At 56.4% G+C, this 12,168-nt stretch carries 8 protein-coding genes and 1 pseudogene; 1 reads left to right on the top strand and 8 read right to left on the bottom strand.

Going from position 1 to position 12,168, the window contains the following annotated elements; all coding sequences use genetic code 11:
• Nucleotides 1-72: 72 nt before the first annotated feature.
• The 7 genes and pseudogenes from ATK06_RS11085 to ATK06_RS06185 form a co-directional block, all read right to left on the bottom strand.
• Entirely contained in the window at nt 73-873 is an 801-nt protein-coding gene (locus ATK06_RS11085; RefSeq protein ID WP_143341400.1) for a hypothetical protein, read from the bottom strand.
• Between the two features lie 87 nt (nt 874-960).
• On the bottom strand, nt 961-2,730 hold the full coding sequence (locus ATK06_RS06215; protein ID WP_231913531.1) for an LGFP repeat-containing protein: 1,770 nt from the start codon (nt 2,728-2,730) through the stop codon (nt 961-963).
• A gap of 383 nt (nt 2,731-3,113) precedes the next feature.
• Nucleotides 3,114-3,848 (bottom strand): annotated as a pseudogene (locus ATK06_RS06205) (GntR family transcriptional regulator).
• 248 nt (nt 3,849-4,096) lie between these two features.
• Nucleotides 4,097-5,785, bottom strand: a complete 1,689-nt coding sequence (locus tag ATK06_RS06200) for a dipeptide ABC transporter ATP-binding protein (RefSeq protein ID WP_098389021.1) — start codon at nt 5,783-5,785, stop codon at nt 4,097-4,099.
• Between the two features lie 2 nt (nt 5,786-5,787).
• The gene (locus tag ATK06_RS06195) at nt 5,788-6,645 is read right to left on the bottom strand and encodes an ABC transporter permease (RefSeq protein ID WP_048380067.1); all 858 of its coding nucleotides are present in this window, start codon (nt 6,643-6,645) and stop codon (nt 5,788-5,790) included.
• Nucleotides 6,642-7,631 (bottom strand): ABC transporter permease, encoded by a 990-nt coding sequence (locus ATK06_RS06190; RefSeq protein ID WP_048380069.1) that lies wholly within the window; start codon nt 7,629-7,631, stop codon nt 6,642-6,644. Before ATK06_RS06190 ends, ATK06_RS06195 begins: the two co-directional genes overlap by 4 nt.
• A complete protein-coding gene (locus ATK06_RS06185) occupies nt 7,632-9,308 on the bottom strand; it encodes a TIGR04028 family ABC transporter substrate-binding protein (protein ID WP_098389020.1) in 1,677 nt (558 codons plus the stop codon). It lies immediately after the preceding gene.
• 210 nt (nt 9,309-9,518) lie between these two features.
• Here ATK06_RS06185 and ATK06_RS06180 point away from each other — a divergent pair, with 210 nt between their 5' ends.
• The gene (locus tag ATK06_RS06180) at nt 9,519-11,441 is read left to right on the top strand and encodes an FAD/NAD(P)-binding protein (protein ID WP_098389409.1); all 1,923 of its coding nucleotides are present in this window, start codon (nt 9,519-9,521) and stop codon (nt 11,439-11,441) included.
• Here ATK06_RS06180 and ATK06_RS06175 read toward each other — a convergent pair.
• Entirely contained in the window at nt 11,438-12,160 is a 723-nt protein-coding gene (locus ATK06_RS06175) for an SDR family oxidoreductase (protein WP_048380079.1), read from the bottom strand. The genes ATK06_RS06180 and ATK06_RS06175 overlap by 4 nt on opposite strands.
• Nucleotides 12,161-12,168: the final 8 nt, after the last annotated feature.

Below are 12,168 nucleotides of genomic sequence, written 5' to 3'. Positions count from 1 at the left end.
CCGAAGTCTCACATTAGTCTGCAGACTACACGTTTCTTTATTTAGGAATTCGTCAGGGAGAAACAGGACATCTTAATCCAAGGTCCAGCCTGCATCACGGAACCAACCTCGGGGAACGAGTGAAGAACCATCAGAACCGCTTGTCACATCATGAACAATCGCATCACTAAGCCGGCAATTAACATAGTGCGCAACCGACCCCTCACTCAGTTCTAAAGACGAAGAATGAATTGTTGAATCAGAAAAGAATAAAAATACCTGAGATTTGAAAACCCACATGTCCGCAATGGAACATTCTTTAAAGGTGAGCGAAGGTCTCCATTCAGAAGCATTGAGGGGCTTCGGAAAACATAAAAATCTCAGAATAATCTGATGCCCGTGAGAAAATGTACACTGAGCAAATTCGACACATTTCGAGGAGGTGACTGACGAGAGGAGCAGGTCACTCTTAAACGTACAGCGCGTGAAACTTACATCGTCAAAATGAATATTCGACAAAACCAAAGGGGAAGTGAATATTATTTCCTTAAATTCTAGTTTTGAAATTCCATTCGACCTTACAAGTGCTGAATTGTCCGCCGCCCTGATGTTCTCGGTTATAGAATTCAAAGCGTGCTTTTCCACAAATTCATGCATTGCGGGATCAATCAAGTTGTCAGACAACAAATGACTGGAAGAGGATAATAGCTTCAAAGCAACCTGGTTATATCTCTTCATTAAATCCAAATTCCAACGGGAAGACCTCGAACAGGTGTCGCCAGCTTCCCAGCTTTCATTCACACGGTTGCTGAGAATTTCAGAGGCAATTTCCAACTCCTCGAAAGATTTCATACCTAGGATACATTCGGCAACTTCTTTTCCTTTTTCAAGCACGCGCACACCTAGTTATACTTTTCACCGATAAAAGAAAAACAATAGTCGAGTTTAAAAATACGGCATTCACACCAGTCTTATAATAAACTAGAAAAGATATCCAAACCTCTTCGTTTCTCGCATTCGCGCTGGGCAAATGTTCACTACTATCTCTGAATCTTGCTTACAAAAAGCATTTACAAGCCCTATTTCGGCCGTGTCAGTCTCACCATTTCTTCCTGGAACGCCTTTGAACCATTCCCTATTTTCTGTCAAGTAAATTTGTCTAAGTGTCACTGGTTTCGCATATTCTTCACAACTCACATTCCTAACACAGGCGACAAATTTAATCTCTGTTTCCCAGCCTTCGGCGCCTTCTTCTCGGGGTATAAAATAACGTGAAGCCGACGCACCAAAGGCCGCTTCAGCCATGTCCCATCGCGTGAATCCATGTTTATATTCCGCCTTATCTGCGCCAAATCCTACTCCGGGAACGTCATTTTGGTCATAATATCCTCTCCTAACAATATACGGATCACCTTGATTTTGATTCCCGGAATAAATTATGTCGGCTGTCCCATTAGAACGAAGCCCGTGAGCGGTTATTGTGTTCTCCGTAGCACGGCCATCGAACAAAATGTGGTCTGATACCGACGACTTTGTCTTAGGGCTACGGCTATCTCTTTTGATGTAAGCTATTCCGTCATTTGTGGCCCAAGCTGCCCCGCTTTCAAAACGTTGCAATACGCTATCGCCAAATGCTGAAGTTGATAGCAACGGAAGCCCAAGGCCTTCGATACCGCCCAAATGGTTCCATAACCTGACGAGCTCACCGTTCAGCTCACGCGCCCCTATGCCAGCACCCCAAAGAATCATTGCGTCATGCTCAAAATCAACATGATGAGCCCGACCAGGAATGTAAGGCAACTCATCTGTTGTAGGCCAACCGAGTCGCCCGCTCTCTCGTCCTAACGCATTCCACACACGTTGCGTTGCCAAATACATGAAGCGGGTTTGCCGATCATCACGCCACGAAATTGTCCCGTTAGAAAAATTGTTGTATCGATACCGCTCTCCTTCTTTTAGTTCATTAGAAATAGGTATCCTAATAGGGTGATGTGAACCCCCTAACTCATCGTAACGTTGTTTGATGTCGCCCCACACAGCCCCGCCTGTCAGCGGATTATTGTAGTTGTCTCCCCCTTGAAATGTTTGCATCTGACTTACAGGAAAGTTTAGCGGAATAGGCGCGGACGTAGGATAGCCTAAGGGGCCCGCTTCCCATCCCAATGTTCCCCATTGCCTCATCCCGTCCAGGGTGACCGCATGCGCACCAGTGTCAGGATGCCAGTAAATGGACCCACCGTAGAATTCGGTCCTTTTACCAATACCATCGGGGTTAGTCATCTCATTAGATTTCGGCGGTCCTAGCCAAGAAAGTTGACCACCTGTCGCGCGATAAGCTTCTAGAATTGCGCCACATACCTGATATCTCGTAGGCCACATCATTTCGCACGATGAGGCGCGAGAAGTTCTTAAACGGGACGGCTCACGGGACTCCTGGATTTCCAACCTGTCGGCAGTCGTAGAATCAATCCCACTTGGCATTGAGAATAAATCGGAGCGCATTTCCCCTTCCACATAAGATTTTTTTGGAGGAGGGAGTTTCTCAACCGTATGCGCCGAATCGGAGATCTGGCGTTCATACTGATTCACAATCTCGGGATGCGCTTGACTGTAATCCAGTAGCCGATCGTACATCGACGGTTCAGACCTGTCGGTGACATAGTCACCAACGGATAAATCTAATTCGTCAGAAACGATCTTGTTACTCTGAGCTACGGCCATGGGATTATTCAGGATGACAAGTGCTGTCAAAGAAACTACTACAGCCAACCTGGAGAAGACGCTGCTCGATGTGCACCGAAATGGACTTTTTGTTATCTTGACCACACTGTCATACTAACCTGAGCAGTCTCCAGGCATCGAATCGTGTCTCTGACAAAGCGTCTATCCTGTATAAACCGTTCAAGGCTACCCTTTAGTTGCCGCGACCAGACACACACGATACTAGTGAGATCACGCAATCTCTATGCCTTCACCATCTAGTAACGAATTAACGTCGCGACGCTGCCCACATCGTCAACGCATACCTATGCAACTACGCACCTAACAATCCGAGAATGATCTCCACACAGCACGATAGTCATGAGAAGAACGTAACCTCGTCCCTGTGGCAGCATTGATAGAGATAACGCTAATTAGACGACGTCGGTAATCACCTTAATGCGAACCGTATCGGAACGAAGGACATCTTCCGAATACTCCACCAATTCGCCATTTTTCGTTTCGGAAACGCGAGTAATGTTCAGAACCGGCAGATTGCGCGAAATTCCCAATTGCTGCTGTTCCCATTAAGACGCAATAGACGGGATAATCGTTTCCGCCTTGCGCACCGGCGCTTTACCCCATTTGTCATCCAGGAGTTTGTGAATATCGCCGTCGAGCTTGTATTCCTCCAAGCCCGGAACCAGGTCTGCGGGATAGTAACTGTTCTGCACAATGAGTGGGACGCTATCGACGGTACGCACCCGAACCACGTTGTAGACCGCAGCTTCTGGTTCTAGGTTGAGTGCACGGGAAATGCGCGCGGTAGCCTGCACTGTCTGCTGGGACGTCACGATGGTTTTAACCTCATGGCCCATTGCTTCTAGCTGCGGGAAAATGCCATGAACACGGGTCAGCTCCACGGTCGGCGGGACCGCGCGTACGAAAGTTCCGCCAGTGCGGCCACGCTTGCGGTCGATGCAGCCTTCCATCTGCAAGATGTCTAGCGCATGACGGACCGTCATGCGGGCTACGCCGAATCTTTCGACGAGTTCACGCTCGTTAGGCAAACGCTCCCCTGGGGCATATTCACCATTTTCAATCCACGAGCGGACTTCATCCGCGATAATGACGTACGCAGGGCTTTTCCTAGGATTCTGACCGGACACGAAAATCACCTTACCAACTAATCACTTTATTTGCATATATCGCTATTGGAACCACAATACCTGCACAATTAAGCCAACTAGAAGTAGTCCTTTTTAAGAGTGTCCAACACAGGCGCAATTCACCTAATGTTCATATTATGTTTAAGTAAACAACACAGAAACGGAAATCGCATGCCCGCCTAGCTCGATTTCAGAAGCAAACGGACATAAAACACGTGCGGCGCCTAACATGGCGCCGCACGATGTGATTAAAGCCCTAGATTAAGTTCACCGGCTCTATACCGTTGCCCCGGAATCGCGTCAAGAAGTGTGCGTGTGTAATCACTCTGTGGATTCTCAAAGACATCGGCCGTAGCGCCATGCTCTACATGCTGGCCACGGTACATCACCGACACGGTGTCCGAGATCTGCCTGACCACAGACAGGTCGTGAGAAATAAACAGGTAGGTCACCCCCGATTCGCGCTGGAAATCGTCGAGAAGCTGCAGGATCTGCGCCTGCACTGTCACATCGAGGGCGGACACCGCCTCGTCGAGGACCAAAACCTCGGGCTCGATAATCATCGCGCGCGCAATCGCCACGCGCTGACGCTGCCCACCCGAGAGCTCTGCCGGCCGGCGGGCACCTGCATCCAGCGGCAAGGCCACCAGATCCAAGTATTTTTCCACCTTTGCCGCAATCTCGGGCTTTTTCAGCTGTGTCAGGTTTACCAGGGGCTCCGCGATGCTTTGCGCGATCGTGCGACGCGGATCCAGCGAAGAATACGGATTCTGGTACACCAACTGAATCGTGGAACGGAACTTCCGTATTTCTTCTTTAGACAAAGCAGTAACATCCGTGCCGGCAATGGTCACTGAACCAGACGTCGGCCGGGTGAAACCACTAATCATGCGGCCGGTTGTCGTCTTACCCGAGCCGGATTCGCCTACGATTGCGTGGGTAGTTCCGCGGGCCACGGTGAAACTCATGTCCTGGACGGCCGTGAAGTCCCCGAATTCTTTGTGTAAGTTGCGGACATCGACCAGCGGGGCGTCGTGAAGCGCCTGCACTGGCGCAGTACGCTGCACCTTCGGAGTGGACAGCGAGGGGGCGTCCGCGAGCAGCTTGCGCGAGTACTCCGCCTGCGGGTTCGTGAGAACCGACGCCGCCAGCCCGGATTCCTGCACCTGGCCCTGCTGCATCACGACGACGTGATCCGCCCGGTCACCGGCAACCGCCAAATCATGCGTGATGAACAGGATCCCCAGCCCCAGCTTGTGGCGCATGTCGTCGAGCAAGTCCAGGATGACTTTCTGAACGGTTACGTCCAGCGCGCTCGTCGGCTCATCCGCAATGATGACCTGGGGTTCCAAGCTCATTGCAGCCGCGATGAGCGCGCGCTGCTTCATGCCACCGGATAATTCGTGCGGATACTGGTCGTAGCGGCGCGCTGGGTCATCGATGCCCACCTGGTCCAAGAGCTCCAGGACACGCGCCTTACGCTCAGCCGCGCTCCCCCGGCGCGCGATCGCCAGCCCCTCCCCGACCGAAGCACCAATCGTTTTGAGCGGGTTCAAAGAATTGTTCGGGTCTTGCGGAATAAGGGCAATATCTGTCCCACGCAGCCTGCGCCACTGTTTATTGGATAGGTTGGTCACGTCCTTGCCAAGCAGCGTGATTGCGCCTTGTTCGATGGTGGCGTTTCCAGGCAGTAAGCCTAGTGCAGCCAGTGCGGTGGTGGATTTACCAGAACCTGATTCGCCAACCACAGCAGTCATTTCACCGGCGTAAACATCTAGGCTCACGCCGCGCACCGCTGCCACCGGGTCCCCTCCGCGTGTGGGCTGGTAGGTGACTTCAAGGTCACGGATGCTCAGTTGTGGCTCGCCGTGCAAGGTCTTCGAGGCTGCTGGGCGTGGGCGGCCCAGTTGGGTTGCTACACCTTCTAAATAATCCATGGTTACTGCCCCTTTCGAAGTGCGGTAGCGAGGTGGTTGGTGGACATCACAACAGCGACGATGACAACGCCGGGCAGTACCGTCAGCCACCACGAGGTGGCTACGTAGTCGCGGCCGTCGGCGATGAGCAGACCCCACTCCGGGATTGGTGGCGGAGTGCCGTAGCCCAGGAAGCCCAGGGTTGCCAGTTGGAGGATGGCAGAACCGAACTGGACTGCAGCCAGCGCGAGAACGGGGGTCAGCGAGTTCGGAATGATGTGCCGGGTGAGCACTTTCCATGCCGTCGCCCCGGAGCCGTAGGCCGCTTCCACGAAGTCGCTCTCCACGACCGAGATCACCTGGGAGCGCGAAAGGCGAGCAAACGTTGCAATCGAGGTAATACCTACGGCGAACGCGGCGTTCAAGGTACCGAAGCCCAGCACAATAATGATGGACAGGCTCAGCAGCAGCGCAGGGATGGATAGGAGGACATCAACAATGCGCATAATCACCGCATCGATCCACGGGTGCGGGCGACGTTGCGTGCCGGCAATCACGCCGAGAATTGTGCCCCCGACCAGGCCGATAGCCACCGCAAGGATTGCTGCCGACAGCGACTGGCGTGCGCCGTAAATCACGCGCGAATACAGGTCGCGGCCCACGGAATCCGTGCCGAACCAGTGCTCCCAGCTCGGCGCCTGCAGTGGCACGAAGCTTCCTGAAATCGGGTCCCTGCTGGTCAAAAGGCCAGGCAAGAGCGCTGCCAGGAGCGCAACCCCCATGATCACGGCCGCGAGGATGGTGCCGGGAGTCCACACAGAGGTTGCTTGACGACGCCCCTTCCGGCCCGGGCGCGTAGGTGTTACAAGGTGGGCGCTCATGCCTGAACCTCCTGAGTAGTCTTCACTGCCGCCGGTGCCGCCGCAGCGGTCTTCTTCGTGGCGCGCAGGCGGGGATCAATGACCGGGTACAGCAGGTCAACGATGAGGTTGATGATCACGTACGTCGTTGCCGCAAAAACCACGACAGCGAGCAGAACTGGGGTGTCTCGGTAGGCCACGGCGTCGACAGTGAGCGAACCGACGCCCTGGAGTCCGAAGACGGCTTCCGTCACCACTGCCCCGCCGACGAGTTCGCCGAAAAGCAAACCGGCCATCGTTACGGCTGGAAGCAGCGCGTTGCGCATGATGTTGCGGAAGAATACCCAGCTGCGGCTTGCACCGCGCGCAACCACCGTGTGCGTGTATGGGGCATTCTTCGCCTCATCCACGGCTCGGATAAGAACCTGCGCCAGCGGTGCCGAAATCGGGACGATCAAGGTGAGCGCTGGGAGGATGAACGCCTGCGCTGGCGTCGGCTCGATAACGGGGACCCACCCCAGCTGGAAGGACACGACCTGGATCAAGATGATGCCCACCCAGAAGCTGGGCAGCGAAATCATGAGCGCCGGGGTGGAACGGATCAGCGTGGTCAACCAGTTCCAGCGGGAGAAATACGCTGCCGTTGCAATGGCGCCCGCCACGATCAGCGCCAAGACGAAAGCGATAGCAGCAAGCGTGATCGTCGTAGGCAGCGCGTCGGCCATGAGCGCCGAAACCGGGGTGCCCGATTCGATGGAATACCCAAAATTACCGGTCAAGAAACCGCCCAGCACCGCGAAGTACTGAACGATCAGCGGTTCGTCTGCGCCTAGTTCGTCGCGGATAGCTTGAATTTCCTGCAAGCTCAGCCCCAAGTCGGGGCTGGAATAACGGGCCATCACGCCGTCGGACGGCAATGCCGACAGCAGGAAGAACGCCAACGTGAACGTAATAAACAGTACGACGACCGCTTGCCCGATACGTACCAGAACATCTTTAGACGTCATTTACTGTGCCTCCTTGAGGTCATGGTCAATCCAGGCCTCATAGAATGAGGGCCGCCCAACCGTCTCCGGGCCGAAGCCCTTCAGGTACGGAGCGATGCCGTAGACAATCGGCTCTTCAAATAGCGGCAAGACGTACGCCTGCTGCGTCAAGTAATCCTGGACCTGGCCGGAAAGCTCCGCGCGGCGCTTCTCATCTGGGCTCGAGGCAATACCCTGCAGCAGATCATCCAAGTGCTGATCGGCCACCGTGCCGTCGAAGCCGTTGAGCAAATCGTTGCGGTTATCCGAGTGGTAGAGCGACTTGATGACGTCATAGTCCGCGCGCGCCACCATCGAATGGCGCAACGGAATCTTCTCAAAATCTAGGGAGTCCGCGTTCTGCGTGGCGTTGTCACCAGGGTTCAACGTGATCTCCACACCAATGCGGCGCAGGTGCTCCTGAATCTTCGTAATTACCTCACGCGAACGTGGCTGCGGCAACGCTTCGTTGACGTTAAGGCTCAAGCGCAAGCCATCCTTGACGCGGATTCCATCCGGGCCAGGTACCCAGCCGGCTTCGTCGAGAAGCTTCTTCGAACGCTCCGGGTCATACGCGTAGGCCTCCGCCGGTTGCTCCTTGTAGCCCTGGCCTTTGCGGGCCATGGACGACGTGGCCATCACGTAAGAATCAGAGAACAAGGTGTACAAGATCTCTTCGCGATCAATGCCGTGAATAATTGCCTGACGCACCCGAATATCTGAGACCTTCGGATTCCGGAAACGGAACATCAACTGGTTATTCATGCCGTTCGTCGGGGCGGCCAAGACCTCGTACCCGGCGTTTTCCAGGTGCTTTTCTTCTGGAGCATCAATCTGGCGGGCAATGTCAGCCTGGCCGGCAACCAGGCCACCGATTCGCACCGACTGCTCCTGCGCGACAACAAGGCGAATCTCATCGAGACGCGCAGGGCCCTGGTGTTCACGTGCTGGTGGTGCCCAGGCGTAATCCTCGCGGGCCTGCAAGACCAGGGAGGTCCCTAGTTCCTCCTCCACGATGGTAAATGGGCCGGAGCCGCTGATCTCAGTGGCGGCGCCGGGTGCAAAGCCCTGGTTGTTCTTGGCGATGGTGGCGTCGGAAAGCAATCCAGCGTTGTAGGAGCTGACTGCCTGGGCGAAACCCGGAGCCGGCGCGGAGAAGTGGAAACGCACCGTATCGGGGCTTAAGACCTCGCCGCGCTCATAATTTGTAATCTGCTCACTCGACGTCAGTGTGCGCGACTTATCGCCCAAGCCGTACAAGTCGATGTTATTTACCACGTTCTGCGCGGTCAGCGGGCTGCCATCGGAGTAGGTGACATCCGTGCGAATCGTGAAGGTGTACTCGGTAGCATCCGCGTTCACTTCCGGGAGCTCCGTGGCGATCCATGGGCTGAGTTCCAGGGTCTCCGGGTCCTGGTAGAGCAGGCGGTCCGTTATCTGGTTCACGATGACGCCGTTCGGGTAAAAACCTGCCGCAGGCGGGTACAAGGTGTTAAAGGTTTGGGGCTCTAAATAGGTGATGGAATCCCAGGTGCCGTCGGCGGGCGTGTGGCCTGCCCCTTCTTCCTGGGCTGCGCAGGCAACGAGCCCCGCGCTCACCGCCACCGCTGCTAGCACCGCGCCTGCGCGCCGCGCCGCTCTGGAAAGACTATGTTTCATGGTTTATTTTCAGTTCTCCGCGTTGTCTCTGAGTTGTCTCTGAGTTCTTGACGGACCCCATCAGACCGGATAGGTAGTACGTATTTGCTGGTGAGGTCACTCTTATTAGTTTGTTGAAATGTGAAGCGCCATGAACATAACACTAATAGACCGACCGGTACAAATATGGCAGACCACATGGTTCATACGTCGCGGGTTATTATGGTGACCATGTGTGAAAATAAGCCGTCCATAGCCATCGTCGGAGCTGGCCCCCGTGGCATCTCCATCATCGAGCGAATCGCCGCCTACGCGCCGACTGAACCTTTAAGCATCTATCTCATTGATGACGCCCAGCTTGGCGCCGGACGCATCTGGGAAACCACCCAGACCCCACTGCTGTGCATGAATACCCTGGCCGGCGCAGTGACCCTCTTCACCGAACCCGGCGCAACGGTCAACGCCCCCGTCGTCGAAGGCCCCATCCAATACGAGTGGATTCGCCTTATCCTAGGCAAAGATCGTGACACGATGAGCCCCGCCAAGGTGGAGCTCTTTGACCGTTTCCGCCCAGATACAGACGCCCTCATCGCCGAATTCGGCCCCGAGCTGGAAGCAACCCGCCCGGAATCCAATCCCAGCCGCGCACTCTACGGTGCCTATCTACGCTGGGTGTATGCGGTAGCCCAGGGCCTACTTCCAGAAAACGTGGAACTGATTGAGGTGCCCCACCGCGCCGTGGGCATCACTGAAGTAGACGACCATGACGTGATCACGCTTTCCGACGGCTCCTCCCTCCATGCCGACGCCACAGTGTTAGCCACAGGCTGGGTCCGCCCCGGCGATACGCCCGAAGAGCAGCAGCTCGCTGCACTTACACAGGCCCACCCCGAGTTCACGTGGGTACGCCCCAACAACCCAGTAGAGCAGGACTTTTCCACCATCCAGCCGGGCCAAGACGTCATCGTGCGCGGGCTAGGAATGGGCTTTTTCGACGCCCTCACGCTGCTCACCCAGGGCCGCGGCGGCACCTTTGAGGAGGCTGATACCCGCTCCGGGTTGGTCTACCACCCCTCCGGGAAGGAACCGCACGTCTACGTCACATCCGGTCGCGGCTACCCGTACCTACCAAAGTCTGAATATAAGTCGCTTCCTCCGACAGCGGACCTCACGCGACTGCACAAGGTGATCACGGAACTGTCCGACCGCACCGAACTAGCCAGCATCGACTTCGGCACAGAGGTCCTCCCCGCCGTTATCCGCGACGCCCACGAGGCCTACTATCGCACTCTCGATCGGGTATCCCCTGGTGTTATCAACCTAGACGAGGTCGTGCGCGCTATCGACGAAGGCGATGCGGATAGTATCCAAGACCGCCTCGCAGACATCGTCCCCGCCGAGCACTTCTTCGACCTAACCTCCTGGCTAGACAAGCTGGACGGCGTTGAAGGATCCGCCGCCGAGGTCACCGAGCACATCGCCACCAGCTTGGCAGCGGACATCACAGAAGCCGTTGCAGCCTGGGATTCCCCACTCAAAGCCGGTCTCTGGTCGATCTCCGCCTCGCGGAAACCCGTATCTATCCTGGGCGCGCGCGGGGTCTACACCGCCGAATCCCGCCGCGGCCCACTGAAGCGCATGATGGGCCTAGGCCAGATGGTCGGCTCCGGACCTCCCCTGTTCAGGACCCGGGAACTTTTGGCGCTTGTCGACGCCGGCCTGGTCACCCTCCTCGGCGGACGCCCCACCCTCGCCGCCGACGAATCCGGCTTCCACGTCAGTACCGCACAGGTGAAAGACACCGTGGACGCTACCGCGCTGATCGATGCCTGGATGCATAGCCCAACAACCGCACGCCCAGCCGATCCGCTATCCGTATCTATTGAGGACGCCGGTCGCGCACGCACGTTCAACAACGTGACCACCGACGGGGCGCTCGCCCCCTCCGGGTCCCCGGAAATTAACCCGCAGACCCGCGCCCTCGTACGCGCCGACGGCACCGAGGACCCCCGGGTCCACCTCGTGGGGATCCCCACCGGCACCGGCGGCCAAATGCCCGACGTCACCATCTCCCCTATGCCGGGCACCGATCCCCTCATGCTGCAGGAAACGGACCAAGTGGCCGCTTCCCTGCTGCGCGTAGCTACCCGCTAGCGGTCAGCTAGCTCAATGCGGGGCCGCACCAGCACGTCCGTGAGCTGGGTCGTCGGCCCCGCATCGACGACGGTCCGGATGGCACGCGCCACCTCTACCGGGTCGATGTAGTGGTCAGAATTGTATTCCTGCCCTTCGCGGAGACCTTGCAGCATCGGCGTGTCTGTGGGGCCAGGTGCGACCGTCGATACGCGCACCCCCGCATGCGCCTCTTCCTTGCGCAAAGCATCAGCAAGCGCGTACAGGGCGTGCTTTGTGGCTGCGTACACCACGTTTCCCGGATGCGCCCCGCGACCTGCCCCAGAATTGATGTAAATAACAGTGCCCTGCGCGGCGCGCAGACGAGGCAAAAGTACGCGGGTTAACTCGGCCGGGGCAGTCACGTTGAGGTCGAACATGTCCCGCCACATGCTCGGATGGGCATCCTCTACCCGCGTCTGGTCGGCAACCGCCGCCGCGTGGACCAACACATCAACGTGATCTTCTGCAATATGGTGCAGCAGCTGCGAGGCCGGCTGGTCCAAGAGGTCGGCCACCATATCCACGCGGAGGGCCGTCACATTCTCATGGGTACGTTCCAGGGAATCCAACGTCTCCTGGTTACGGCCCAAGGCGTACACCTTGTGGTCGCGGGCAAGGTCGGCAACAATGTGCTTGCCCATCCCACCGGTCGCGCCAGTGACTACTGCAATCTTTAAGGGTGTATTTAGCTGTGTCATGCCCACCC

This window comes from Corynebacterium renale (assembly GCF_002563965.1).
GTDB lineage: Bacteria > Actinomycetota > Actinomycetes > Mycobacteriales > Mycobacteriaceae > Corynebacterium > Corynebacterium renale.
The sequence above is the reverse complement of the archived record's forward strand: the minus strand, read 5'-3'. Positions and strand labels throughout refer to the sequence as shown.

Excerpts from the sequence above, each read along its gene's own strand:
- ATK06_RS06195 (WP_048380067.1), bottom strand. The coding sequence starts at position 6,645 with ATGAGCGCCCACCTTGTAACACCTACGCGCCCGGGCCGGAAGGGGCGT.
- ATK06_RS06200 (WP_098389021.1), bottom strand. The coding sequence starts at position 5,785 with ATGGATTATTTAGAAGGTGTAGCAACCCAACTGGGCCGCCCACGCCCA.
- ATK06_RS06190 (WP_048380069.1), bottom strand. The coding sequence starts at position 7,631 with ATGACGTCTAAAGATGTTCTGGTACGTATCGGGCAAGCGGTCGTCGTA.
- ATK06_RS06180 (WP_098389409.1), top strand. The coding sequence starts at position 9,519 with ATGTGTGAAAATAAGCCGTCCATAGCCATCGTCGGAGCTGGCCCCCGT.
- ATK06_RS06175 (WP_048380079.1), bottom strand. The coding sequence starts at position 12,160 with ATGACACAGCTAAATACACCCTTAAAGATTGCAGTAGTCACTGGCGCG.
- ATK06_RS06185 (WP_098389020.1), bottom strand. The coding sequence starts at position 9,308 with ATGAAACATAGTCTTTCCAGAGCGGCGCGGCGCGCAGGCGCGGTGCTA.